Source organism: Pantoea wallisii, assembly GCF_002095485.1.
GTDB lineage: Bacteria > Pseudomonadota > Gammaproteobacteria > Enterobacterales > Enterobacteriaceae > Pantoea > Pantoea wallisii.
Map to the genome: position 1 here is coordinate 1 of NZ_MLFS01000030.1, position 25,467 is coordinate 25,467.

A 25,467-nucleotide genomic window follows, 5' to 3' on the forward strand; every position below is an offset into this window, starting at 1 on the left:
TCCGGCTTACCTCACCCGCCCTGCTTCCCTTGTGCATCGGCGAGGCTGTTTCTGAACACTCAACTGTTCCACCTTTCGGCGTGGCTGTTTTGAACACCCAACTGTTTCGCTTTTTGGAGTGGCGACCCGCAGGGCCGCCAGCCGCCTTCATATACACAAAAAATTCATAAACAGCGCCAGATAAGTTCGCTGCGAACGAGCTTGCCCGGCTTTTTTCGTCTCAGAAAATTCCTGAACCGGAGTGGTTGAGCAATAAATACGCGCTCGATCATAAATGCAAAAAAAACCTCTTTTCCGTTGACACCAGGTGCAGGCCTTGCGGCGTGCGGATCCAGGATTTTCTTCACCCTCCAGGGCGCAATTTTTCGTGAAAATCAACTCTTGTGAAGAAGAGATTGCTGACTAGAATACTCACCATATTGTTGTTCAAACTTCCCGCACCCCCTATATATAGTGTTTATCCACAGGCTTACTCACAAGAGCGGCTTGTGCATAGGCCTTGTGAATAGTTGGGGGATAATTTTGTATTTCATGGACAGGTAAACACGCGACATGAACCAAAGTCTGCTCGTTACGAAACGCAATGGCCGCCAGGAGCGCATTGATCTCGATAAGATTCACCGGGTGCTGGACTGGGCAGCTGAAGGGCTGAACAATGTCTCTGTGTCACAGGTTGAGTTGCGTTCGCACATTCAGTTCTACGATGGAATCAAAACCTCGGACATTCACGAGACCATCATCAAGGCTGCGGCAGACCTGATCTCCCGTGATGCGCCGGATTACCAGTACCTGGCGGCACGCCTGGCTATCTTCCACCTGCGTAAAAAAGCTTACGGCCAGTTTGAGCCGCCAAAGCTGTACGATCAGGTAGTGAAAATGGTTGAGCTGGGCAAGTATGATCGCCACCTGCTGGAAGATTACAGCACGGAAGAGTTCGAGCAGATGGACGGCTTTATCGACCACTGGCGCGACATGAACTTCTCTTACGCTGCCGTCAAACAGCTGGAAGGTAAATATCTGGTGCAGAACCGCGTCAGCGGTGAGATCTATGAGAGCGCCCAGTTCCTGTATATCCTGGTGGCAGCCTGCCTGTTCTCCGGCTATCCGCGCGATACCCGTATGGATTACATCAAGCGCTTCTACGATGCGATCTCCACCTTCAAGATCTCGCTGCCAACGCCAATCATGTCTGGCGTGCGTACCCCAACCCGTCAGTTCAGCTCTTGCGTTCTGATTGAGTGCGGTGACAGCCTGGATTCCATCAACGCTACGTCCAGCGCCATCGTAAAATATGTATCCCAGCGTGCCGGTATCGGCATCAACGCTGGCCGCATTCGTGCGCTGGGCAGCCCGATTCGCGGCGGCGAAGCGTTCCACACCGGCTGTATTCCGTTCTATAAGCACTTCCAGACAGCGGTAAAATCCTGCTCGCAGGGCGGTGTTCGCGGCGGTGCGGCCACCCTGTTCTACCCGATGTGGCATCTGGAAGTTGAGAGCCTGCTGGTACTGAAGAACAACCGTGGCGTTGAGGGCAACCGCGTACGTCATATGGACTACGGCGTGCAGATCAACAAGCTGATGTATACCCGTCTGCTGAAAGGCGAGGATATCACTCTGTTCAGCCGTCTGACGTGCCAGGCCTGTACGATGCGTTCTTTGCCGATCAGGATGAGTTCGAGCGCCTGTACACCAAATATGAGAAAGACGACAGCATCCGCAAACAGCGCGTGAAAGCGGTCGATCTGTTCTCACTGATGATGCAGGAGCGTGCCTCTACCGGCCGTATCTATATTCAGAACGTCGATCACTGCAACACCCATAGCCCGTTTGACCCGAGCATTGCGCCAGTGCGCCAGTCTAACCTGTGCCTGGAGATCGCCCTGCCGACCAAACCGCTGGAAGACGTCAACGACGAAAGCGGCGAAATCGCGCTGTGTACGCTGTCAGCATTCAACCTTGGCGCAATCAATAGCCTTGACGATCTGGAAGAGCTGGCAACCCTGGCCGTGCGTGCGCTTGATGCGCTGCTCGACTACCAGGACTACCCGATTCCGGCGGCAAAACGTGGCGCGATGGGTCGTCGTACCCTCGGTATTGGCGTTATTAACTACGCTTACTACCTGGCGAAACACGGTGTGCGTTACTCTGACGGCAGCGCCAACAATCTGACGCACAAAACGTTTGAAGCCATTCAGTTCTATCTGCTGAAAGCCTCTAACGAGCTGGCAAAAGAGCAAGGTGCCTGCCCGTGGTTTAAAGAGACCACCTATTCGCAGGGCATTCTGCCGATCGATACCTATAAGAAGGATCTGGATGCGGTGTGCAACGAGCCGCTGCATCTGGACTGGGAAGGTCTGCGTGAGTCCATTACCACTCACGGTCTGCGTAACTCAACGCTCTCTGCGCTGATGCCGTCGGAGACCTCTTCGCAGATCTCCAACGCCACCAACGGTATTGAGCCACCGCGCGGTCACATCAGTATTAAAGCGTCGAAAGACGGAATTCTGCGCCAGGTGGTGCCGGAGTATGAGCGCCTGAAAGATCAGTACGAACTGCTGTGGGAGATGCCGTCCAATGATGGTTATCTGCAGCTGGTTGGCGTGATGCAGAAATTCATCGACCAGGCCATTTCGTCCAATACCAACTACGATCCGGGCCGTTTTGCAAATGGCAAAGTGCCGATGAAGCAGCTGCTGAAAGATCTGCTGACCGCCTATAAGTTTGGCGTGAAAACCCTGTACTACCAAAACACCCGTGACGGTGCGGAAGATGCACAGGACGATCTGGCCCCGTCAATTCAGGACGATGGCTGCGAAAGCGGCGCCTGTAAGATTTAATCCGTCAGACGCTCTATCTTGTCAGGGCCGGCATTGGTCGGCCCTCATCACTTTTGGACTTAGCCATGGCTTACACCACATTTTCGCAGAACAAAAACGATCAGCTGTTAGAACCGATGTTCTTCGGCCAGTCCGTCAACGTTGCGCGTTTCGACCAGCAGAAATATGACATCTTTGAAAAGCTGATTGAGAAGCAGCTCTCCTTCTTCTGGCGTCCGGAAGAGGTCGATGTATCACGCGACCGTATCGACTACCAGGCGCTGCCGGAACATGAGAAGCACATCTTTATCAGCAACCTCAAATACCAGACACTGCTGGACTCCATCCAGGGCCGTAGCCCTAACGTGGCGCTGCTGCCGCTGATCTCTATCCCTGAGCTGGAGACCTGGATTGAGACCTGGGCGTTTTCGGAAACCATCCACTCGCGCTCCTACACCCACATCATCCGTAACATCGTGAACGATCCGGCGCTGGTGTTCGATGACATCGTTACCAACGAGCAGATTCTGGCGCGTGCTCAGGATATCTCGAAGTACTACGATGACCTGATTGAGATGACTAACTACTGGCATCTGCTGGGTGAAGGCACGCATCAGGTGGCGGGAAAAAGCGTTACCGTGAGCCTGCGCGCGCTGAAAAAGCAGCTCTACATCTGCCTGATGAGCGTGAACGCGCTGGAAGCGATTCGCTTCTACGTCAGCTTCGCCTGCTCCTTCGCTTTCGCCGAGCGCGAGCTGATGGAGGGCAATGCTAAAATCATCCGCCTGATCGCCCGTGACGAAGCGCTGCACCTGACCGGCACCCAGCATATGCTGAACCTGATGCGCAGCGGTGAAGACGATCCGGAGATGAAAGAGATCGCTGCAGAGTGCCGTGAAGAGTGTTACGACCTGTTTAAGAAAGCAGCCGAGCAGGAGAAAGAGTGGGCAGAGTACCTGTTCAGCGGCGGCTCGATGATCGGCCTGAATAAAGACATTCTGTGCCAGTACATTGAGTACATCACCAATATCCGCATGCAGGCTGTCGGCCTTGACCTGCCGTTCCAGACCCGCTCTAACCCGATTCCATGGATCAACTCGTGGCTGGTATCGGATAACGTGCAGGTTGCGCCGCAGGAAGTGGAAGTGAGCTCCTACCTGGTGGGTCAGATTGACTCCGAAGTGGGCGAAGACGACTTCAACGACTTCCAGCTGTAAGCATGAGCCGTTCCGTTGTGATTCTGCGCAGCTCCGGCTCCCGGCTGGAGTGCGCAGACGATCACCCTAATCTGCTGACAACGCTGGAAGCGCATAATCTGTGCGTAGAATTTCAGTGTCGCGAGGGCTACTGCGGTTCATGCCGCATGCGCCTGCTGAAAGGCGAAGTGGATTACGCGGAAACGCCGCTGGCGTTTATTCAGCAGGGTGAAATTCTGCCCTGCTGCTGTAAGGCCAGAGGGGAGATTGAGATCGAGCTGTAAAGTTCGGGTCGCCATGAATGAAGCCCTGCAGGGTGCGCCGTTATACGCACCCTGCAACATCACTAGTTTTTCACCGTCTCCAGCACATCAATCCAGCCGTGTCCGGTACTCACTTCGCTGCCATGTAACCAACGACGCAGCATGTTCATCGCCATCATCGCCACCACTTTTTGCCGCGTTTCGAGGTTGTGACGTCCGTGCGTGAATTTGACTCGCTGACCCCAGCTGGCTTCCGGCGTGTGCAGTGCGATTGACACTTCACCCTCCTCCAGGTTGCCCACCGACAGCGCCAGCACCGTGCCCTGGCGTGCAGCGAAATCGCGCGTACGCGTGACCTGGGCTTCCAGGCTCTCCGCGTGGGCGGGCAGGATCTCCGCCGCGCTGAGCGGGACATCAGCTGCCGCTAACTGCCAGTGCAGCAGGCCGGCGGTGTACTGCTCGCTGATCGCCAGACGGAAACCGCGCTGCTGCAGTTCACGCGCCAGTACGCCCGGTAACCCTTCAAATCCTTCAAAGATGGTGCACTCCGCCAGCAACAGTTTTACCTGCTGCCACACCTGCTCCATCGCCACGCGCTGGCCGGCCGGGCCGGTAAGTTTGATCTCAATAATCGGCATGGATGAGCGATAGCCCATCACGACGCCCTCCGGCAGGGGCAGCGGCTCCAGTTCAGCGGCGATATCACTCTCGCCACGTCCAAAAGTGGTGAGCCGTAAACACAGCGGCGGTTCGGGCAGTTCAAAACGCGCTTTCAGACGCGGAATGATCTGCTGCTCCACCATGACCTTAAACTCGGACGGTACGCCCGGCGTAAAGAAGATCCAGCAGCGGTTAAGCTGCAGCGCAAAGCCGCAGGCGGTGCCAACGGGGTTATCAATAAGCTCCGCATTAGCCGGGATCTCTGCCTGCTTGCGATTGCTGGCCGCCATAACGCGTCCGCGGCTGGCGAACCACGCCTCCATCTTCTCCAGCCACGCCTGCTGGAGCACCAGCTGCGTACCACTGACCTGCGCGGCAGCCTGCGCGCTGAGATCGTCACTGGTTGGCCCGAGGCCGCCGTTCACAATCAAAACATCAGCAATCTGGCTGCGTGTTTGCAACGCTTCTACCAGCGACGACATCGCATCGCCCACGGTGGTACGGCTGGTCATCGGCAAACCATGCTGAAACAGCACATCCGCCAGCCATGCTGCATTGGTATCAACAATCTGCCCATGTAACACTTCATCGCCTGTGGCGAGCATTTCTACACGTATCACGTTGCGTTCTCCTTTTGCCTGTCGCTTTACTGTAGGAAGCGTGCGGGCGAAACACAATCACTGTCGATGCAAAACAAGGATTTGAAACAATTGAGTAAAGCAGAGGCGGGAAAATACGGAGATCGGGCGCGAGGAGTCCCGCGCCCGCAGAGATTAACGACGAGCCAGCAGTAATCCAACAAACAGACCCGCAGCAGCACCGATGCCGATCCCCTGCCACGGTTTTTCATGCACGTAGTCGTCAGCACGATACGCAGCCTGCTTCGCACGGTAGTAGTAGCTGTCAGAAGCGTTGCTCACACGATTTTTCACATCTTCCAGCGCCTGCTCGGCTTTTAGCTTGAGTTCGATATATTTCTGATCGGCCGGATCGCCCGAGGCGCGCAGCACCTCCTCCAGCGTTTCAGTCAGCAGCGCCAGATCATCATCAAGGCGGGTTTCAAAACGGTTCTCAAATTGGTCTGAAGATGACATAGGTAAATCCTCCATGTTTGAACTCGGTGTCGATTAACTATAGTCATAAATCGGCAGTTTGCGGGGATGGTGCCAGGCAATGTCTATCTTTTGGCGCGTTGACTGCAAAGTTATGTCATTCCCCGCGTTGCGCGCGCAATTCTGCTTCGTTTATTTGATTAATCTGATAAATTTTCAGCAGACTGAATTTTTTATTTTCACCACTGTCGTAACCCTCTGTAACCTGACGCTAAACGTCTGGCGACAGACTCAATACACCCGAGCAGCTAAGGAAAAGATTTCCGGCATGAATCGTAGAAAATTTATGAAAGCGTCCATGGCCCTCTCTGCCGTCAGCGGTATGACCGGGCTCTCCTCGCTGTTTGCGCAATCCGCCTGGGCTGAAGATGGCATCGCCGACGGTAACGCAGTGCGGTTCGATTTCGCGGAGCTGAAGAAAAAAAGCCGCTGCACTGGCAAAACAGCCCTGGGGCGGCGCACCCGGCCCTCTGCCCGATACGCTGGCGACGCTAACACCGCAGGCTTATAACGAAATCCAGTACGACGCCAACCACTCGCTGTGGAATAACATTGCCGACCGCGAGCTGGATGTGCAGTTTTTCCACGTCGGGATGGGCTTTAAGCGCCGCATCCGCATGTTCTCAGTCGATGCCGCCAGCCGCGAAGCGCGTGAAATCCACTTCCGCCCGGAACTGTTTAACTATCACAACGCTAACGTCGATACGCAGCAGCTGGTCGGGAAGACCGATCTGGCTTCGCCGGCTTCCGCGCCTTCAAAAAGCCAGAGCTGGCACGCCGCGACATCGTCTCTTTCCTCGGCGCCAGCTACTTCCGCGCGGTGGATGAAACTTATCAGTACGGTCTCTCTGCCCGTGGTGTGGCGATCAACACCTTCAGCAACGGCAAAGAGGAGTTTCCGGACTTTACCGCCTTCTGGTTTGAAACCCCGAAAGCGGATGACACAACCTTTGTGGTCTATGCGCTGCTGGATGGTGCCAGTGTCACCGGCGCCTACAAATTTACCGTTCACTGCGAAGAGAAACGCGTGGTGATGGAGGTGGATAACCACCTGTTCGCGCGCAATGAGATTCGCCAGCTTGGCATCGCACCGATGACCAGCATGTTCAGCTGCGGCACCAACGAACGTCGCATGTGCAATACCTATCATCCGCAGATTCATGACTCCGATCGCCTGGCGATGTGGAGCGGCAAAGGCGAGTGGATCGCCCGTCCGCTGAACAACCCGCAGCGCCTGCAGTTTAATGCTTATGAGGATGAGAACCCGCGCGGCTTTGGTCTGCTCCAGCTCAATCACGACTTTAAAGATTATCAGGATGTGATTGGCTGGTATGACAAACGTCCGAGCCTGTGGGTTGAGCCGGTAGGCAAATGGGGTAAAGGCGCCATCAACCTGATGGAGATCCCGACGACCGGGGAGACGCTGGATAATATCGTCTGCTTCTGGCAGCCGGCAGAGCCGGTCAAAGCCGGCAGCGAGTTTAGCTTCCAGTACAAACTTTACTGGAGCCAGCTGCCACCGGTACGCAGCGACCTGGCGCGCGTTGATGCAACGCGCACCGGTATCGGAGGGTTCCCGGAAGGCTGGGCACCGGGCGAACACTTCCCGGATACCTGGTGCCGCCGTTTTGCTATCGACTTCATTGATGGCGACCTGAAAGCAGCAGCACCGAAAGGTATCGAACCGGTTATCACCGTATCGGCCGGCACCTTTAAGCAGGTTGAGATTCTCTATGTCGAGCCTATCAACGGTTACCGTATTCTGTTTGACTGGTACCCGGACAGTGATTCAACTAAACCGGTTGAAATGCGCCTCTTCCTGCGCACCAAAGATGAAACGCTCAGCGAAACCTGGCTGTATCAGTACTTCCCGCCGCCGCCCGATCAGCGCAAATACAACGACGACCGGCAGATGACGCCGGCCTGATGCAAACGGCGGGGCGCACTCCCCGCCGTTATGCTCTCTGCATGCCGATGTGCGGAATATCGTCTTCCATATAGACCTCCGTCACTGCTTTGAAGCCGAGACGCGCGTAGAACCCCTCCAGATGCGCCTGGGCTGAAAGGTACAGTGCACGCTGCGGCCAGTGCCGCTCACAGCTGTTAAGCGCCTGCTCCATCAGCCGATACCCCAGTTTCAGGCCGCGCGCCTCTTCCGACACGATTACCCGGCCAATGGTGACCGGTGAAGACGCCAGGGCCGGCGTCAGTATCCGCGCATAAGCCAGCAGTTTGCCATCAAGAAATCCCAGAATATGACGGTTGTCCGCAGCCAGATCCTGCCCGTCGATATCCTGATAAGGGCAGTTTTGTTCCACGATAAATACCCGATTACGCAGCGCCAGCACGGTGTGAAGTTGCTGAGCGCTCAGTTCACTGTGGTGGCAATCAAGCCATTGCATATCCATCGTGCTTCCTTGTCTGAGCGAAAAAATGATCCGCTGAGCGTACCACAGCTTGCGGGCCTAACGCAGTGAACCACCCGAGGCAGGCCGCGCCGGGCGGACGCAGTGTGATCGGAATCTCATATTTCAGGCAAAAAAAATCAGGCCCGCAGGCCTGATTTATTCAGCGTGGTCCGCTTACATCAGCGGCTGTGCCAGCTGTACCAGCTGGATAAGCGGCTGCGGATAGACACCCAGCAGCAGCACCAGGATGGCGGAGATCAGCACCACAACGCCCCCGGCGGTAAATGCCCAGTTAGCCGGCGTATCACGCGTATGCAGCTCTGGCGGGCTGAGGTAGAGGCTCACCGTAACGCGCAAATAGTAGTAGAGGCCAATGGCACTGCCTACCACCACTGCGCCCGTCAGCCACCACAGATGCGCATTCACGCCGGTCGCGATCACGTAGAACTTGCCGATAAAGCCAAGCGTCATCGGGATACCGGCCAGCGACAGCATCATCACCGTCATTACCGCTGACAGAATCGGGCGATGCCAGAACAGACCACGGTAAGAGTAAAGTGAATCGGCATCCGGACCGCGATACGGGCTGGACATCAGGCTGACAACACCGAACGCACCCAGGCTGCTGAACAGATAACCCGCCAGGTAGACGCCCGCCGTCTCCAGCGACAGCTGATGGGTTTTCACCGCAATCAGCGCCACCAGCAGATAGCCGAGGTGTGCGATGGAGGAGTAACCGAGCAGACGCTTGATATTGCTCTGCGAAATTGCCATCAGGTTACCGAACAGGATCGATACGAAGGCGATCGCACCCAGTACGGTGCGCACGGCTTCACTGTCGGTCACTGGCGCGTACATGAACAGACGCATGATGACGCCAAAGATGGCAATTTTGCTGGCGGTGGCGAGGAAGGTCGACACCGGCGCCGGCGCACCCTGATAGACGTCCGGCGTCCAGAGATGGAACGGTACCAGCGAGAGCTTAAAGCCGAGGCCGATGATCATCATGCCCAGGCCCACCAGCAGCAGTGGCTGCTGCAGCATGCTGTCATTCAGGCTTTTGCCCAGTTGCACGAAGCTCAGGCTGCCGGAGTCCGCATACACCAGCGCAATACCGAAGATCAGGAATGACGACGCGGCGGCCGACAGAATCATGTACTTCAGTGCCGCTTCCAGCGAGCGTTTCTGGCGGAAGGCGTAGCCGATCAGGCCAAACAGCGGCAGCGACAGCAGCTCAATACCGATAAACAGCGCCGCCAGGTGATTGGCGCTCGCCAGCACGATACCGCCCAGCGCCGCAATCAGCACCAGCAGGTAGAACTCATCTTTGTTGTCCGGATAGCCGGCCAGCCACGGATAAGCAAAGGTACAGGTCGCCAGACTGGCCAGTATCACCAGCGCGGTATAGAACATCGAATAGCCATCCACGCGCAGCAGCGGCGTGACATCCATGGCGCCCACCTGGCCTACAAACCACAGTGAAAACAGTGCAAGGTTGAGTCCGATCACTGTCAGCGTGGCATTAACAAAGTGGTTGCGTCGCCACGCAATGGACAGCATCACAACCACCACCGTCAATCCGACGATCAACAGCGGTAGCAACGCGATCAATTGTTGAGGAGTTATTGTCATGGCGAATTACGGCCTTGTAGTTGAAATTGAAGCGGTAAACCACTGCTGAATATTGCTCATCGCAGCATGGGACGTGTCGAGGATTGGCTGTGGATAGATCCCCAGCAGCACCAGCAGCACGACCAGTACACCGATGGTCAGGAATTCGCGCGGCGACATTCCAGCCAGCGGCTCTTTTGATTTTGCCTCGCCGTAGTAAGCGCGCTGCATCATGATCAGTGAGTAGACCGAGGCAAACACCAGGCCGAAGGTCGCGATCACGATAATCACCGGTACCACCTGGAAGCTGCCGGTCAGAATCATAAACTCACCAACAAAGTTACCGGTGCCCGGCATACCCAGGTTCGCAACAGCAAAGAACAGCGACAGACCCGGAATCCACTTAATACGCGACCACAGGCCGCCCATCTGACGCATATCACGAGTATGCAGACGCTCATACAGCTGACCACACAGAATGAACAGCGCGGCGGCCGACAGACCGTGCGCAATCATCTGGATAACCGCGCCCTGGAACGCCAGCTGGCTGCCGGTGTAGATAGCAATCAGCACGAAGCCCATGTGCGAAATCGAGGTATAGGCAATCAGACGCTTGATATCGTACTGCGAGAACGCCATCCACGCGCCGTAGAAGATACCGATGATACCCAGCCACATCGCAATGGGCGCGAACTCTGCTGAAGCATTCGGGAACAGCGGCAGGCTGAAACGCAGCAGGCCGTAAGCGGCGGTTTTCAACAGAATACCCGCAAGGTCCACGGAACCGGCGGTTGGCGCCTGACTGTGCGCATCCGGCAGCCAGCCGTGCAGCGGCACTACCGGCATTTTCACGGCGAAGGCGATGAAGAAGCCGAGCATCAGCAGATACTCTACCGTATGCGACATGGGTGTCTTCAGTAGCTGTTCATAGCTGAAGGTCCAGACGCCAGTCGCGTTATAGTGCACAAACACCAGCGCCAGAATCGCAATCAGCATCACCAGACCAGATGCCTGGGTATAAATGAAGAACTTGGTGGCCGCGGTGATACGCGTCTTACCGTCCGATGCCTTGTGCCCCCACAGTGCGATGAGGAAGTACATCGGCACCAGCATCATCTCCCAGAAGAAGAAGAACAGGAACATATCGATGGCGAGGAACACGCCAATAACGCCGCCGAGGATCCACATCAGGTTCAGGTGGAAGAAGCCCTGATACTTCTCGATCTCGTTCCAGGAGCAGAGTACCGCCATCAGACCGAGCAGACCGGTCAGCACCACCATCAGCAGCGACAGACCGTCGATGGCCAGATGGAAGTTGATGCCAAAGCGCGGAATCCATGGTACGGAGAAACTGGATTGCCACTGCGGAATACCTGCAGCCTGCGTCAGTGAGTAACCGCCCTGCAGCCAGAGCTGCAGGCCAAGCGCCAGCGTCAGGCCCATGGTGATCAATGCGATCCAGCGCGGCACTTTCGCACCGAGGCGCTCTGCCAGCCAGCAAAGCAGACCCCCGACGAAGGGGATGATTATTAGCCAAGGTAATAACACGGCGTACTTCCCTTTTTATTGCCTTACTTCAGGCAATTTTTGACATTCTAATTGGGCGAGCGAACCCGCCCCGCTCATCAATCTTTAGATTACCAGTATCAGCGCCAGCACCACGACAGCACCCACGCTCATTGACGCCACATACCAGCGCAGATAACCGTTCTCACTCATCACCAGACCTTTATTCCCGATGCGCGACAGCAGCGCAGGAGTGTTCATCAGGGAGTTGAGCGGATCGCGCTGCAGCAGCCAGGCAATGCCAAGGTAAGGTTTAACAAACACCTTGTCGTACAGCCAGTCGAAGCCCCAGGCCGCGAACCACCAGGTACCGAAGAATCGGCCCGGTGCGCTGTTCGCCACGCGGGTAACCAGCTGACGTTTGCCCAGCCACAGTGCGGCGGCGATCAGAATACCGAGAATCGCGACCACGCCCGAGGTGATCTCCAGCGCCACTTTGCCCTCTTCACCCAATTCACCCTGCGGCAGTACGCCTGCCAGCGGTGGCGTAATCAGCGCACCAATGAAGGTTGAGAGCACCAGCAGCACAATCAGCGGCAGATGGTGAGTAATGCCTTTGCCGGCGTGCGCATGAATTTTCTCTTCGCCGTGGAACACGATGAAGATCATGCGGAAGGTGTAGATTGAGGTCAGGAACGCCCCTACCAAACCGGCAACCATCAGATTGACGTGACCATTGGCCAGCGCACCAAACAGGATCTCATCCTTACTGTAGAAACCTGCGGTAATCAGCGGCAGTGCCGCCAGCGCCGCGCCGCCCACCAGGAAGCAGACATAGACCAGCGGAATACTTTTGCGCAGGCCGCCCATCTTAAAGATGTTCTGCTCATGATGGCAGGCCAGAATCACCGAACCGGAAGAGAGGAACAGCAGCGCTTTAAAGAAGGCATGCGTCATCAGGTGGAAAATAGCGGCATCCCACGCCTGTACGCCCAGCGCCAGGAACATGTAGCCAATCTGGCTCATGGTGGAGTAGGCCAGCACGCGTTTGATGTCGGTCTGTACCAGCGCGGCAAAACCAGCCAGCACCAGCGTAATCGCACCGACAATCCCGACCAGATGCAGCACTTCCGGCGTCAGCAGGAACAGGCCGTGCGTACGGGCGATCAGATAGACGCCGGCGGTTACCATGGTCGCGGCGTGAATCAGTGCCGAAACCGGGGTCGGACCGGCCATGGCGTCTGCCAGCCAGGTCTGCAACGGCAGCTGCGCCGATTTGCCCACGGCGCCGCCCAACAGCATCAGGGTTGCCCACTGCAGCATGTGGTTGTCCGCCGCAAAGTGCGCAGGCGCCAGCTCCATCAGCTCGCGGAAGTTCAGCGTGCCCAGTTCGTTGTAGAGGATGAACAGCGCGAAAGCGAGGAACACATCACCCACGCGGGTGATGATGAACGCTTTCATCGCGGCTTTACCGTTTTCCGGATTGCTGTAGTAGAAACCGATCAGCAGGTAGGAGCAGAGGCCCACGCCTTCCCAGCCGAGGTACATCAGCATCAGGTTATCCGCCAGCACCAGCACCACCATGCTCGCGATGAACAGGTTGGTGTAAGCGAAGAAGCGCGAATAGCCCTCTTCACCGCGCATGTACCAGGACGCGAACATGTGGATGAAGAAGCCGACGCCGGTTACCACCGACAGCATAGTCAGCGACAGACCGTCCAGCACCAGGTTCACTTTGATATCAAAGTTGCCCACGTGCATCCAGGTCCAGAGCGCTTGGGTAAACGGCTGCTGGCCCTGACTGAAGAAGTCCATGCCCACAAATACCGTGGTCAGCGCTGCCAGGCCCACTGAACCCATGCCGATCGCTGCCGACAGGTTCTCCGACCAGCGGCCACGGGAAAACGCTAATAGCAAAAAGCCAATCAGCGGAAATAAGACAGTTAAATAGAGAAGATTCATCCGCGCATCTCGCTCACTGTGTCAATGTTCAGCGTCTGACGACGACGATAGAGCTGGAGCAGCAGCGCCAGGCCAATACTGGCTTCGGCCGCCGCAAGGCTAATCGCCAGAATGTACATCACCTGGCCATCGGCTTGTCCCCAATAGCTGCCTGCCACCACCAGCGCCAGCGCGGCGGCATTGATCATGATCTCCAGACCAATCAGCATAAACAGCAGGTTACGGCGCAGCACCAGCGAGGTCAGGCCAAGAACAAACAGCACGGCAGCCAGAATCAGGCCATGTTGTAACGGGATCATGCGCGCTCCTCCTTATTCGCTTCCGCATCCGTCACGCGGTTGCTCAGCACCTCACCCTGACGCTCATCGCGTCCGATGTGGAAGGCCACTACCAGTCCGGCCAGCAGCAGCATTGACGCCAGCTCAACCGCCAGAACATAAGGACCAAACAGGCTAATTCCGACCGCTTTCGCATCAATCACGGTACCGTCGATGCCCTGATCGGTGGCTGTGGTGATGGCATAGATCATGACCACCAGCAGCAGCAGCGAGACGATGCCCGGACCAATCCACAGCGACGGCTTCAGCCATTCGCGCTCCTGATCCTGCTGGGTTTTACCCAGGTTCAGCATCATGACCACGAACACGAACAGCACCATAATGGCGCCGGCATAAACGATGATCTCCAGCGCACCGGCGAAATAGGCGCCCATGGAGAAGAACACGCCGGCAATCGCCAGCAGCGACACAATCAGGTACAGCAGCGCATGTACCGGATTGGTGTGGGTGATGACGCGCAATGTCGTCAGCACCGCCACCAGTCCGCAAAGATAAAACGCAAATTCCATACCTGGCTCCTTAAGGTAACAAGCCTTTGACGTCGATCGGCTTGGCTTCGTTTTCCGCGTCGCCCTTCTCTTTCCCGTCGATCGCCATACCTGCCATGCGATAGAAGTTGTACTCCGGGTATTTACCCGGACCGGAAATCAGCAGGTCCTCTTTCTCGTACACCAGATCCTGACGCTTGAATTCACCCAGTTCGAAATCCGGGGTCAGCTGAATCGCCGTGGTAGGACAGGCCTCTTCGCACAGGCCGCAGAAGATGCAGCGTGAGAAGTTGATACGGAAAAATTCCGGATACCAGCGGCCATCCTGCATCTCCGCTTTTTGCAGCGAAATACAGCCCACCGGGCAGGCTACCGCACACAGGTTACAGGCTACACAGCGCTCTTCGCCGTCCGGATCGCGCGTCAGCACGATGCGGCCACGGTAGCGCGGCGGCAGATAGACCGGCTCTTCCGGGTACATCTGGGTTTCGCGTTTGGCGAAGGCGTGCATGCCTATCATCCAGATACTGCGCACTGTCGTGCCGAAGCCAACGACAATATCTTTTAAAGTCATCTCAAAACCCCTTACTGCGCGCTGTACAGAATCACTGCGGCAGTTGCCAGCAGGTTCAATAACGTCAGCGGCAGGCAAACTTTCCAGCCGAACGACAGCACCTGGTCATAACGTGGACGCGGCAGCGCAGCACGAATCAGGATAAACATCACCATAAAGAACGCCGTTTTCAGGGCGAACCAGATGAATGGCGGCAGGAACGGCCCGTGCCAGCCACCGAAGAACAGCGTCACAATCAGCGCTGACACGGTGGTGATAGCCACATATTCACCGACAAAGAACAGGCCGAATTTCATACCGGCATATTCGATGTGGTAACCGTCGGCCAGCTCCTGTTCCGCTTCCGGCTGGTCAAACGGATGACGGTGACACACCGCCACACCCGCGATACAGAAGGTCACAAAGCCAAAGAACTGCGGATGATGTTCCACAGATGCGCCTGGTTTTCGACGATGGCGTTCAGGTTGAATGAACCCGCCTGCGCCACCACGCCCATCAGGGAGAGCCCAAGGAACACCTCGTAGCTCAGGGTCTGCGCCGATGCACGCATTGCACCCAGCAGCGAGTATTTGTTGTTACTCGACCAGCCGGCGAACAGCACTGCATAAACGGCAAGACCCGCCATCATCAGGAAGAACAGCAGACCGATGTTCAGGTCGGTTACCATCCAGCTCGGCGAAACCGGCACAATCGCAAACGCCAGCAGCAGCGAAACGAACGCGATAACCGGCGCCAGGGTAAAGATGAAGCGATCGGTAAACGGCGGAACCCAGTCCTCTTTAAAGAACATTTTGATCATATCCGCAGCCAGCTGCAGCGAGCCGCCCCAGCCAACGCGGTTTGGACCATAGCGGTTCTGCCACAAGCCGAGCAGACGACGCTCAGCAAAACTCATGAAGGCACCACAAGCCACCACCACCAGCAGGATCACAATCGCTTTAACGACCTGGAGAATGATGTCGATAACGTCCGGTGTCAGCCAGCTCATTGCGCAGCCTCCTGCAGTTTGTCAATGTGCGCACCCGAGAGGAACGGCGGCACGCCCGGCATGCCCAGCGGTAAGCCCACCTGCCCTGCCTGCAGCGAGGCAGAGAAGCGCACCGGCAGACGCAGGGTCTCACCCGCACATACCAGCTCCACGGAGGCGCCATTATTGACGCCCAGCTTCTCGGCGTCAGCCGGGTTGATTACCAGCATCGCTGGCGCCATACGTTTCTGGAAGGTCGGTGAACGCTGAGTCATCTCTTCACTACCAAACAGCTGGTAGTAAGGTGCGACACGCCACTGGCTGCCTTCGGTGAAGCTTTCCGGCACGGTGGTGAACCATGGCAACGAGCCCTCACCGGCTTCAAACAGGCGTACGCCCGGATCGCCGTTACGCAGTTTGCCACCCACTTCGTCCTGGAATTTGTTCCACGCCTGCGGGGAGTTCCAGCCTGGAGCCCAGGCAAACGGAATCTGCGAACGCGGTGCGCCAGGCTGGTTGTTCCCTTCCATCGAGAAGGCAAACATGGTGTCTTTATCCTGCGGCTGACGCGGCTCGTGCACGCTGATATTGGCACGTGCAGCGGTACGGCCGCTGGCACGATGCGGTGAACGCGCCAGTTTTTGTCCGCGAATACGGAAGCTGGCATCCGGCGCCGCATCTTTAATGCCTTTCAGCTGCGGCAGCGCCTCAATGGTTGCATCAATCACATGATCGAGCTGCGTCCAGTCAATGTGACGGCTCTGCAGCGTGCTGTGCAGCGAGTGCAGCCAGCGCCAGCTCTCCAGCATCACTATGCTGTTATCGTAGTAAGCGGGATCGTAAACCTGGAAGAAGCGCTGCGCGCGACCTTCGTGGTTAATTGAGGTACCGTCGCTCTCAGCAAAGCTGGCGGTTGAGAGCACCAGCCCGGCCTTCTCCAGCGTGGCGGTACGCTGATGATCAACCACAATCACGTGTGCGGTATTGTGTAACGCCGCATCTACCGTGGCTTTCGGCGCGTGGCGGTAGAGATCGTTCTCCAGCACCACCAGTGCATCCGCTTCACCTTTATCCAGCTGCTCCAGCGCGCTGTCCAGCGAGTGACCGCCGATCAGGCCAAGGCCCATGCTGTTCGCCGCGCCGGCCAGCAGCGTGATGCCGACATCGGCGCCGCGCGCTTTCAGCGCTTTCGCCACGTTGGCGGCGGCTTCAATCATGGCGGTGCTGCCAGAGTGCGTGCCTGAAATAATCAGTGGCTTTTTCGCCCCGGCCAGAGCCTGAACCACCACATCCAGCTTGCTACTCAGGCTGCGGTCTAAACCGGTAACAACCGGTGCCGTTTCATCCAGCGCATTGGCGATAGCAAAGCCGAGACGCGCCTGATCTTCTACCGGCGCGCGATAGCTCCACGCGGCGATATCATCCAGACGGGTTTCATCCACGTTGGTGACAAACAGCGGATGCTTCGCATGTTGGCCGATGTTCAGGATGGCGGCAATCTGCCAGTCAGCGACTTTTTGCGCCGCCGCCATTTCGCGTGCTTTGCCTTTTACCGCCTGGCGAACCGACAGTGCCACGCGTGCGCCAACCTGCGTGAGATCTTCACCCAGTACCAGCACCGCATCGTAGCTCTCAATTTCGCGCAGTGATGGCGTATAGATACCGCCCTCCTGCAGCACTTTCAGCATCAGCTCAACGCGCGCCTGCTCACCGGCTGGCATGCCGGTAGAGAAGTTCTCTGCGCCAACCAGTTCGCGCAGCGCAAAGTTGCTCTCGATGCTGGCGCGAGGTGAACCAATGCCGATCACTCTTTTCGCCTGACGCAGGATATCGGCAGCAGCATTAACCGCCTGCTCCGCGTTCAGGGTAATGCGATCGTTGCCGCGCAGCTGTTCCGGATGGCGCGGACGATCTTTACGGTTAACGTAGCCATAACCAAAGCGGCCACGGTCACACAGGAAGTAGTGGTTTACCGTACCGTTATAGCGGTTTTCGATGCGACGCAGCTCGCCATAGCGCTCACCCGGGCTGGTGTTACAGCCGACGCTGCACTGCTGGCAGATGCTTGGCGCGAACTGCATATCCCATTTACGGTTATAGCGTTCTGAGTGAGTTTTATCGGTGAACACGCCGGTCGGGCAGATCTCGACCAGGTTTCCGGAGAACTCGCTCTCCAGCGTGCCATCTTCCGGGCGGCCAAAGTAGACGTTGTCGTGCGCGCCGTATACGCCGAGGTCTTTGCCATCCGCGTAATCTTTGTAGTAACGCACGCAGCGATAGCAGGCGATACAGCGGTTCATCTCATGGGAGATGAACGGGCCGAGGTCCTGATTCTGATGAGTACGTTTGGTAAAACGGTAGCGACGGAAGCTGTGGCCCGTCATCACCGTCATATCCTGCAGATGACAGTTGCCGCCCTCTTCGCACACCGGGCAGTCGTGCGGGTGGTTGGTCATCAGCCACTCCACCACGCTTTCACGAAACTCTTTCGCTTCGCCATCGTCGATGGAGATAAAGGTGCCGTCCGACGCCGGCGTCATGCAGGACATGACAAGGCGACCGCGGGTATCTTCGGCATTCTGGAATTGCTTCACCGCGCACTGGCGGCAGGCTCCCACGCTTCCCAGCGCCGGATGCCAGCAAAAATAAGGAATATCAAGGCCCAGAGAGAGACACGCCTGCAGCAGGTTGTCCGCTCCGTTCACATCATATTCTTTACCGTCTACATGGATTGTAGCCATAGTGAACATGCTTCCGTAAGGCTCGTCCGCAGACGAGCGTTAAACATCTAATTCTGTGGCCAGGGCGTATCAGCCCGGGCGATCCCGTTTACGACGGCTGCTTACCAGCGCGCTTTCAGCAGGTTAGGCTGAATACCGCTGATAGCGCGGGTATTGCCAAACACCTGCGGCGCAATGCCGGCTTCAAACTCTTCACGGAAATATTTGATTGCGCTCTGCAGCGGCTCGACGGCACCCGGTGCGTGGGCGCAGAAGGTTTTACCCGGGCCAAGCTGACGGCAGAGCTGCTGCAGGGTTTCGATATCGCCCGGCTGCCCTTTTTTCTGCTCCAGCGCACGCAGGATCTTCACGCTCCACGGCAGACCATCACGGCAAGGCGTACACCAGCCGCAGGATTCGCGCGCAAAGAACTCTTCGAGATTGCGTACCAGCGAAACCATGTTGATCTCGTGATCCACCGCCATCGCCAGAGCCGTACCTAAACGACTGCCGGCTTTACCAATGCTGGCAAACTCCATCGGCAGATCGAGGTGCTGATCGGTGAGGAAGTCAGTGCCGGCGCCGCCAGGCTGCCAGGCTTTGAATTTCAGGCCATCGCGCATACCGCCGGCGTAATCCTCAAGGATCTCACGTGCGGTGATGCCGAACGGCAGCTCCCAGACGCCAGGGTTGTTGACGCGGCCAGAGAAGCCCATCATTTTGGTGCCGGTATCTTCGCTCTTTGAGATGTTCTTGTACCACTCCACGCCATTCAGGAAGATGGCCGGTACGTTCGACAACGTCTCTACGTTGTTCACGCAGGTTGGTTTGCCCCAGACGCCGGCGCTGGCCGGGAACGGCGGCTTGGAGCGCGGGTTAGCGCGGCGCCCCTCCAGCGAGTTGATCAGCGCAGTCTCTTCACCACAGATATAACGGCCCGCGCCGGTGTGCACGAACAGCTCAAAATCAAAACCGGTGCCCAGAATGTTTTTGCCAATGAAACCGGCCTCGGTGGCTTCAGCAATCGCGCGGCGCAGATTCTCTGCCGCCTCGATATACTCGCCGCGCAGGAAGATATAGCCGCGATACGCTTTCAGCGCGAACGCACTGATCAGCATGCCTTCCACCAGCTGGTGCGGCAGTTGCTCCATTAACAAACGGTCTTTATAGGTGCCCGGCTCCATTTCATCCGCGTTACACAGCAGGTAACGGATGTTCATGGATTCATCTTTGGGCATCAGGCTCCACTTCAGGCCGGTGTTAAAGCCTGCACCGCCGCGGCCCTTCAGACCGGAGTCTTTCACCGTGGCGACGATCTCATCCTGACTCATGCCGTTCAGCGCTTTCTCCGCGCCGACGTAGCCGTTTTTACTGCGGTATTCATCAATCCATACCGGCTGTTTGTCATCACGCAGACGCCAGGTCAGCGGATGGGTTTCGGCAGTACGAATGATCTGTTTAATGGTCATTGATACTGCTCCAGCAGGTTAGCGATGCCTTCCGGCGTCAGATGAACGTGGGTATCTTCATCCACCATCATGGTCGGGCCTTTATCACAGTTGCCCAGGCAGCAGGTTGGCAGCAGGGTAAAGCGACCATCTGCCGTGGTCTGGCCCGGTTTGATGTTCAGGTTCTGCTCTAATGCCGCCTGAATGCCCTGATAACCGGTGATGTGACACACCACGCTGTCGCAGTAACGAATCACGTGCCGCCCTACCGGCGTGCGGTAGATCTGGCTGTAGAATGTCGCCACGCCTTCCACGTCGCTGGCCGGAATGCCCAGCACGTTAGCAATCGCATGAATGGCGCCGTCCGGCACCCAGCCACGCTGTTTCTGCACAATCTTCAGCGCTTCAATCGACGCCGCGCGCGCATCTTCATAGTGATGTTTTTCATGCTCGATAGCGTGGTGCTCGGCCTCGCTCAGCACAAAGACCTCATTCGGGTCGATGGTTTGAATGGCAATTTTTTGATCGTGCATAATTAGCGGTCCACGTCTGACATAACAAAATCGATACTACCGAGGTATACGATCAGGTCGGATACCAGGCTGCCGCGGATTACCGATGGAATCTGCTGCAGGTGCGGGAAGCTCGGCGTGCGCACGCGCGTGCGGTAGCTCATGGTGCTGCCATCGCTGGTCAGGTAGTAACTGTTGATCCCTTTGGTCGCCTCAATCATCTGGAAGGATTCGTTCGCCGGCATCACCGGGCCCCACGAAACCTGCAGGAAGTGCGTGATCAGGGTTTCAATGTGCTGCAGCGTGCGCTCTTTTGGCGGAGGCGTTGTCAGCGGGTGATCGGCTTTGAACGGGCCTTCCGGCATGTTGTTCAGGCACTGTTCCAGAATGCGCAGCGACTGCCACATCTCCTCCATCTTCAGCTGAACGCGGGTATAGGCATCACTGATGCCGGCGCCCACGGGCACTTCAAAATCGAAGTTCTCATAGCCTGAGTATGGACGCCATTTACGCACGTCGAAGTCCAGGCCGGTCGCACGCAGGCCAGCACCGGTGGTGCCCCATGCCAGCGCCTCATCCATATTGTAGGCGGCTACGCCCTGAGAACGGCCCATCAGCACGGTATTGCGCAGTGCGGCTTTGTCGTACTCTTTCAGGCGCTTCGGCATCCAGTCGAGGAATTCACGCAGCAGACGCTCCCAGCCTTTCGGCAGATCGTGCGCCACGCCGCCGATGCGGAACCATGCCGGGTGCATACGGAAACCGGTAATCGCTTCTACCACATCGTAGATTTTCTGACGGTCGGTAAAGGCGAAGAACACCGGCGTCATCGCGCCCACGTCCTGAATAAAGGTTGAGATATAGAGTAAGTGGCTGTTGATACGGAACAGCTCAGAGAGCATCACGCGGATAACGTTCACGCGATCCGGCACGGTAATACCGGCCAGTTTTTCGACGGCCAGTACGTAAGGCATCTCATTCACGCAGCCGCCGAGATACTCAATACGGTCTGTGTACGGAATGTAGCTGTGCCACGACTGACGCTCGCCCATCTTCTCAGCACCACGGTGGTGGTAACCGACATCCGGCACGCAATCGACGATCTCTTCCCCATCCAGCTGCAGGATAATGCGGAAGGCACCGTGCGCTGAAGGGTGGTTAGGACCGAGGTTGAGGAACATGAAGTCCTCATTGGGGGTGCTACGCTTCATGCCCCAGTCTTCCGGCTTGAAGGTCAGCGACTCCATCTCCAGGTCTTCTTTCTGCTTCGTCAGCGTGAACGGATCGAACTCCGTGGCGCGAGCCGGGTAATCTTTACGCAGCGGGTGCCCTTCCCAGGTCTGCGGCATCATGATGCGCGTCAGGTGCGGGTGGCCGTTGAAGGTGATACCAAACATCTCCCAGGTTTCACGCTCATACCAGTTGGCGTTGGCGAAAATTTTGGTGATGGTAGGCACATTAAGATCGTTTTCAGACAACGCCACCTTGAGCATGATGTCGCGGTTGCGTTCAATCGATAACAGGTGATAGAAAACGGAAAAATCCGCGGCAGGTAAACCGGCGCGGTGAGTACGTAAACGCTCATCGAATCCGTGTAAGTCATACAACATGACGTACGGCTTCGGCAGCTTACGCAGGAATTCAATAATTTCCAGCAGCTGTTCACGCTTCACCCACACCACCGGTATACCGGTGCGGGTTGCCTGAACGGTAAAGGCATCCGGCCCAAAACGGTTACGCAGCTCGCCGATCACCGGATCATCCAGGTGATCCCGGGTTTGCCATGCTGGCTGAGCGAGATCTTGCGTGGTTAAATCTGTCATACGTTACTCACCATTCCGGCCTGTACTCAGGCACTCAAAAGAAGGCGTCAGGATGGCGGCACACAATAAATTGTCATTTTCTGCTGCGGCCGTTACTCCATCCGTGTACGGGGTGCTTAAACTTCGTCAGGCGTTCTCAGATTGGTGACGGCAATACGCTCGCCACGCTTTCTCTCACGCTCAGACTCCATGTTGGCGCGATAGACGCCCTGATCGCCAACCACCCATGAGAGTGGACGACGCTCTTTGCCGATGGATTCACGCAGCAGCAGTAAGGCCTGCATATACGCTTCCGGACGTGGCGGGCAACCCGGGATATACACGTCAACCGGCAGGAATTTATCCACGCCCTGCACGACGGAGTAGATGTCGTACATGCCGCCGGAGTTGGCGCAGGCACCCATCGAGATCACCCATTTCGGTTCCAGCATCTGATCGTACAAACGCTGAATAACCGGCGCCATTTTGGTAAAGGGCGTACCGGCGATCACCATGAAATCGGCCTGACGTGGCGAGGCGCGCATTACTTCCGCACCAAAACGCGCGACGTCATGCACGGCGGTGAATGACGTGGTCATCTCCACGTAGCAACAGGAGAGGCCGAAGTTATACGGCCAGAGAGAGTTTTTACGACCCCAGTTCACCATGTCATGCAGGGCATGCTCGAGCTTGCCCATGTAGACGCTGCGGTGAACGTGCTGCTCCAGAGGATCGGTAACAATCTCCTGTTTCTGCAGAGGATAACGATCGTTATCGCCCCCGTTCGGGTCTACGCGTGTCAGCGTGTAGTCCATCTTATTGCCTCGCTTTTACTGCTTATGAGGGTTGGTGTGACTGTGGCTGACCGGGCTTGATTTGACGACTACGCGACGACGCGCAGGAGCCCAATCCAGCGCACCGATGCGCACCAGATAAACCAGGCCTGCCAGGAGCACCAAAATGAAAATTGCGGCTTCGACAAAGCCGATCCACCCGCTTTCGCGGATTGAGGTCGACCATGCGTATAAATAGAGGGCTTCGACGTCGAAAATGACGAAGAACATCGCAACCAGATAGAATTTTGCGGAGAGGCGAATATGGGTGTCACCGACGGATTCGATACCGGATTCGAAGGGGGTGTTCTTGTGACGCGCGCGGGCACGCCCACCTAACAACCAGCCACCGGTTAACATAAAGGCACACAGGCCAAACGCGATAACAATGAATACAATAAACGCCCAGTGATGAGCGATGACTTCTGTGGTTGTTGACATACTCTTTGCTTACTCATCAAAAGTGGCACCGGCATCCTGCACTGTCGCAGCAAACACACCACATCGATTCAAGGGAAGGATAAAAAACCTTATAAACTTTGCTGTCATTATCAATTAAGCAGCAATTTTATGGGGTTTTTTACTCCTTTCTATAACCTTTTGTCAACTTTGACAAAAGTATCCAAACATTATTTTACACCCGCATCATATTATTAACATATGAGCCCCTGAGCGCCAGCTAAATCGCTTCAGTTTGTGAGGTTAATGTTAGTGTAGCGGGTATTCAGATGCATGGATCGTGCGTTTAACAATCATATTTTGACAGGTCTTACGCAGATTTCCCCCCCTTATCGGGGGTATTTTTTTGATCCAGAGCACATAACTACGTTTTTTGCTGCAAAAACGGCAAACGAAACGGGCAGATGCCTGAATTACTCAGCACTAAATGATAAAAAAATTCCACATAAGATAAAAATGGAATGCATTTCACTTTTCAGGAAGAGGATAAAATTTAAAGGATTAAATGGGGGCGAAAACCAGCCTTTGACTGGCATAAAAAAAGCCTTAGCCGGAAATTATCGGGCTAAGGCTTATTTGTCTCTGTTTTAACAATTAACCGGCATTCTATTTGCGAGACATTACCAGTTATGATGTACCTTACTCTTCGTCATCCAGCAGCAGCGTACCATCAGGATTCGCGCTCAGATTGTAAGGATCATTAGTAGACTGCATTGCGTTAAAGATGGCCAGCGCCAGCTCATTATCGCTGTCAGGATTGCGGCACAGCAGGTATTGCGTATCCGGCAGTACCGGCAGACCTTCGGCCGCACCCATCACGCGCAGTTCCGGGCTCATCATCTCTACAGGACGAGCGGTGACGCCCAGGCCCGCTTTCACCGCAGCGCGAACCGCAGCCAGCGTTGAAGCCACGTACGAAATACGCCACGGGATGCCCGCTTCGTTGAGATGATCAATTGCCATATCGCGGTAAGGGCTCGGTTCATCCAGCAGAACCAGAGGAATCGCTTCACCGCGCTGGAAGATGTAATCCGCAGCGCAGTACCATAAGGTTGGTGAAGTACGCAGCACCTGATAGGTAAAATTGCCCGGGCTGGAAGTCGTCACCACCAGATCAACTTCACCCTGGTTAAGCATCTCCATCATGAACGGATTACGTTTTACGCGCACATCAATAGCCAGCTTCGGATAGACCGACGTCACGCGGTTAAGCAGGAACGGCAGAATGGTATCCGAGGTATCATCCGATGCGCCGATGGTCAGTACGCCCTGGATATTGCTATACATTAATGAGGTGCAGGCTTCATCGTTGAAGCGCAGGATCTTCCTGGCGTAACCGAGCAGCTGGATGCCGTGTTCCGTCAGCAATTTATTACGTCCATGTCTGGCAAACAGCTCTTTACCTACCAATTGTTCCAGACGTTGCATCTGCTGGCTCACGGCGGATTGCGTTCTGCATACGGCGGCAGCAGCGGCTGCAAACGTATTCAGATCGGCAACCGCAACAAAAGTACGCAGCAGATCGAGGTCGAGATTGAGTATCGGACGATTTGCATTAGTCATGTTTTTCTTCACTTATAAGTTTTTTTTGAACTACTACCCTGGTGTATTACCTTACTTATCAGTCAGATAAGAGGTAATGGTGCTTAATAACAGCCCTGTGTGGAGGCTGTCATGAAAAAATTGCGTCAGGCGGATGTCGACGTACGGTTGCTCCAGCATGGAGTCGCGGCGTCATTAAATATGGACAACTTCTGAGCCAAAAGACGTATGTCGTACAGGTGCTGGAAGC

The 25,467-nt window shown here is 56.1% G+C and carries 19 protein-coding genes and 3 pseudogenes; 5 read left to right on the top strand and 17 right to left on the bottom strand.

The features are described from left to right. The first annotated feature begins 552 nt into the window (after positions 1-552). The 3 genes and pseudogenes from nrdA (at position 553) to yfaE (ending at position 4,296) form a co-directional block, all read left to right on the top strand. A pseudogene (nrdA, locus tag HA48_RS11960) lies at positions 553-2,837 on the top strand (class 1a ribonucleoside-diphosphate reductase subunit alpha). 65 nt (positions 2,838-2,902) lie between these two features. Then, positions 2,903-4,033: a class Ia ribonucleoside-diphosphate reductase subunit beta gene (nrdB, locus tag HA48_RS11965; protein WP_128601509.1), complete on the top strand. Its 1,131-nt coding sequence runs from the start codon at positions 2,903-2,905 to the stop codon at positions 4,031-4,033. Between the two features lie 2 nt (positions 4,034-4,035). After that, entirely contained in the window at positions 4,036-4,296 is a 261-nt protein-coding gene (gene yfaE, locus HA48_RS11970) for a class I ribonucleotide reductase maintenance protein YfaE (protein WP_128601510.1), read from the top strand. A 62-nt stretch (positions 4,297-4,358) separates the two neighbouring features. Here yfaE and HA48_RS11975 read toward each other — a convergent pair whose 3' ends face one another. Together HA48_RS11975 and elaB are read right to left on the bottom strand one after the other, a co-directional pair. After that, a complete protein-coding gene (locus HA48_RS11975) occupies positions 4,359-5,555 on the bottom strand; it encodes a nicotinamide mononucleotide deamidase-related protein YfaY (RefSeq protein WP_128601511.1) in 1,197 nt (398 codons plus the stop codon). A 153-nt stretch (positions 5,556-5,708) separates the two neighbouring features. Beyond that, positions 5,709-6,029, bottom strand: coding sequence for a stress response protein ElaB (gene elaB / locus HA48_RS11980; RefSeq protein ID WP_128601512.1), 321 nt, complete (start codon positions 6,027-6,029; stop codon positions 5,709-5,711). 286 nt (positions 6,030-6,315) lie between these two features. Between elaB and HA48_RS11985 the strand changes: the two are divergent. Beyond that, positions 6,316-7,974: pseudogene (locus tag HA48_RS11985) on the top strand (glucan biosynthesis protein D). Positions 7,975-8,002: 28 nt separating this feature from the next. Here HA48_RS11985 and HA48_RS11990 read toward each other — a convergent pair. The 14 genes and pseudogenes from HA48_RS11990 to HA48_RS12055 all read right to left on the bottom strand — a co-directional run bounded on the left by HA48_RS11990 (position 8,003) and on the right by HA48_RS12055 (position 23,657). Further along, on the bottom strand, positions 8,003-8,455 hold the full coding sequence (locus tag HA48_RS11990) for a GNAT family N-acetyltransferase (RefSeq protein WP_128601513.1): 453 nt from the start codon (positions 8,453-8,455) through the stop codon (positions 8,003-8,005). 174 nt (positions 8,456-8,629) lie between these two features. After that, positions 8,630-10,087 (bottom strand): NADH-quinone oxidoreductase subunit NuoN, encoded by a 1,458-nt coding sequence (nuoN, locus tag HA48_RS11995; RefSeq protein WP_128601514.1) that lies wholly within the window; start codon positions 10,085-10,087, stop codon positions 8,630-8,632. A gap of 6 nt (positions 10,088-10,093) precedes the next feature. After that, positions 10,094-11,614 (bottom strand): NADH-quinone oxidoreductase subunit M, encoded by a 1,521-nt coding sequence (gene nuoM, locus HA48_RS12000; protein WP_128601515.1) that lies wholly within the window; start codon positions 11,612-11,614, stop codon positions 10,094-10,096. Positions 11,615-11,698: 84 nt separating this feature from the next. Then, positions 11,699-13,534 carry an NADH-quinone oxidoreductase subunit L gene (nuoL, locus tag HA48_RS12005; protein WP_128601516.1) on the bottom strand — a complete coding sequence of 612 codons (1,836 nt, stop codon included), beginning with the start codon at positions 13,532-13,534 and terminating at the stop codon, positions 11,699-11,701. Continuing rightward, positions 13,531-13,833: an NADH-quinone oxidoreductase subunit NuoK gene (gene nuoK / locus HA48_RS12010; protein WP_013509877.1), complete on the bottom strand. Its 303-nt coding sequence runs from the start codon at positions 13,831-13,833 to the stop codon at positions 13,531-13,533. The genes nuoL and nuoK overlap by 4 nt, the downstream gene beginning before the upstream one ends. After that, the gene (gene nuoJ / locus HA48_RS12015) at positions 13,830-14,381 is read right to left on the bottom strand and encodes an NADH-quinone oxidoreductase subunit J (protein ID WP_128601517.1); all 552 of its coding nucleotides are present in this window, start codon (positions 14,379-14,381) and stop codon (positions 13,830-13,832) included. Before nuoJ ends, nuoK begins: the two co-directional genes overlap by 4 nt. 10 nt (positions 14,382-14,391) lie before the next feature. Further along, positions 14,392-14,934, bottom strand: coding sequence for an NADH-quinone oxidoreductase subunit NuoI (gene nuoI / locus HA48_RS12020; protein WP_128601518.1), 543 nt, complete (start codon positions 14,932-14,934; stop codon positions 14,392-14,394). 11 nt (positions 14,935-14,945) lie between these two features. After that, a pseudogene (nuoH, locus tag HA48_RS12025) lies at positions 14,946-15,922 on the bottom strand (NADH-quinone oxidoreductase subunit NuoH). Continuing rightward, positions 15,919-18,642 (bottom strand): NADH-quinone oxidoreductase subunit NuoG, encoded by a 2,724-nt coding sequence (gene nuoG / locus HA48_RS12030; protein WP_128601519.1) that lies wholly within the window; start codon positions 18,640-18,642, stop codon positions 15,919-15,921. Before nuoG ends, nuoH begins: the two are co-directional and overlap by 4 nt. Before the next feature lie 101 nt (positions 18,643-18,743). Continuing rightward, positions 18,744-20,084 carry an NADH-quinone oxidoreductase subunit NuoF gene (gene nuoF, locus HA48_RS12035; RefSeq protein ID WP_128601550.1) on the bottom strand — a complete coding sequence of 447 codons (1,341 nt, stop codon included), beginning with the start codon at positions 20,082-20,084 and terminating at the stop codon, positions 18,744-18,746. A 2-nt stretch (positions 20,085-20,086) separates the two neighbouring features. Then, the gene (gene nuoE / locus HA48_RS12040; RefSeq protein ID WP_128601520.1) at positions 20,087-20,602 is read right to left on the bottom strand and encodes an NADH-quinone oxidoreductase subunit NuoE; all 516 of its coding nucleotides are present in this window, start codon (positions 20,600-20,602) and stop codon (positions 20,087-20,089) included. Positions 20,603-20,604: 2 nt separating this feature from the next. Beyond that, positions 20,605-22,404: an NADH-quinone oxidoreductase subunit C/D gene (gene nuoC / locus HA48_RS12045; RefSeq protein ID WP_128601521.1), complete on the bottom strand. Its 1,800-nt coding sequence runs from the start codon at positions 22,402-22,404 to the stop codon at positions 20,605-20,607. 116 nt (positions 22,405-22,520) lie between these two features. Beyond that, positions 22,521-23,198 carry a NuoB/complex I 20 kDa subunit family protein gene (locus HA48_RS12050; protein WP_128601522.1) on the bottom strand — a complete coding sequence of 226 codons (678 nt, stop codon included), beginning with the start codon at positions 23,196-23,198 and terminating at the stop codon, positions 22,521-22,523. Positions 23,199-23,213: 15 nt separating this feature from the next. Next, positions 23,214-23,657, bottom strand: a complete 444-nt coding sequence (locus tag HA48_RS12055; protein WP_128601523.1) for an NADH-quinone oxidoreductase subunit A — start codon at positions 23,655-23,657, stop codon at positions 23,214-23,216. Positions 23,658-23,948: 291 nt separating this feature from the next. On the opposite strand from HA48_RS12055, the gene HA48_RS12060 reads away from it, so the two are divergent. Continuing rightward, on the top strand, positions 23,949-24,266 hold the full coding sequence (locus HA48_RS12060; RefSeq protein WP_128601524.1) for a hypothetical protein: 318 nt from the start codon (positions 23,949-23,951) through the stop codon (positions 24,264-24,266). Positions 24,267-24,314: 48 nt separating this feature from the next. On the opposite strand, the gene lrhA is transcribed toward HA48_RS12060, so the two are convergent. Continuing rightward, the gene (gene lrhA, locus HA48_RS12065) at positions 24,315-25,238 is read right to left on the bottom strand and encodes a transcriptional regulator LrhA (protein WP_021509211.1); all 924 of its coding nucleotides are present in this window, start codon (positions 25,236-25,238) and stop codon (positions 24,315-24,317) included. Between the last annotated feature and the right edge of the window lie 229 nt (positions 25,239-25,467).

What these genes read in the sequence shown, in the direction of transcription:
- nuoE (WP_128601520.1), bottom strand. Translation starts at nt 20,602, where the DNA reads ATGCACGATCAAAAAATTGCCATTCAAACCATCGACCCGAATGAGGTC.
- nuoI (WP_128601518.1), bottom strand. Translation starts at nt 14,934, where the DNA reads ATGACTTTAAAAGATATTGTCGTTGGCTTCGGCACGACAGTGCGCAGT.
- nuoK (WP_013509877.1), bottom strand. Translation starts at nt 13,833, where the DNA reads ATGATCCCGTTACAACATGGCCTGATTCTGGCTGCCGTGCTGTTTGTT.
- HA48_RS12060 (WP_128601524.1), top strand. Translation starts at nt 23,949, where the DNA reads ATGGATCGTGCGTTTAACAATCATATTTTGACAGGTCTTACGCAGATT.
- nuoL (WP_128601516.1), bottom strand. Translation starts at nt 13,534, where the DNA reads ATGAATCTTCTCTATTTAACTGTCTTATTTCCGCTGATTGGCTTTTTG.
- HA48_RS12055 (WP_128601523.1), bottom strand. Translation starts at nt 23,657, where the DNA reads ATGTCAACAACCACAGAAGTCATCGCTCATCACTGGGCGTTTATTGTA.
- nrdB (WP_128601509.1), top strand. Translation starts at nt 2,903, where the DNA reads ATGGCTTACACCACATTTTCGCAGAACAAAAACGATCAGCTGTTAGAA.
- nuoC (WP_128601521.1), bottom strand. Translation starts at nt 22,404, where the DNA reads ATGACAGATTTAACCACGCAAGATCTCGCTCAGCCAGCATGGCAAACC.
- elaB (WP_128601512.1), bottom strand. Translation starts at nt 6,029, where the DNA reads ATGTCATCTTCAGACCAATTTGAGAACCGTTTTGAAACCCGCCTTGAT.
- HA48_RS12050 (WP_128601522.1), bottom strand. Translation starts at nt 23,198, where the DNA reads ATGGACTACACGCTGACACGCGTAGACCCGAACGGGGGCGATAACGAT.
- nuoJ (WP_128601517.1), bottom strand. Translation starts at nt 14,381, where the DNA reads ATGGAATTTGCGTTTTATCTTTGCGGACTGGTGGCGGTGCTGACGACA.
- yfaE (WP_128601510.1), top strand. Translation starts at nt 4,036, where the DNA reads ATGAGCCGTTCCGTTGTGATTCTGCGCAGCTCCGGCTCCCGGCTGGAG.
- nuoN (WP_128601514.1), bottom strand. Translation starts at nt 10,087, where the DNA reads ATGACAATAACTCCTCAACAATTGATCGCGTTGCTACCGCTGTTGATC.
- nuoG (WP_128601519.1), bottom strand. Translation starts at nt 18,642, where the DNA reads ATGGCTACAATCCATGTAGACGGTAAAGAATATGATGTGAACGGAGCG.
- lrhA (WP_021509211.1), bottom strand. Translation starts at nt 25,238, where the DNA reads ATGACTAATGCAAATCGTCCGATACTCAATCTCGACCTCGATCTGCTG.
- HA48_RS11990 (WP_128601513.1), bottom strand. Translation starts at nt 8,455, where the DNA reads ATGGATATGCAATGGCTTGATTGCCACCACAGTGAACTGAGCGCTCAG.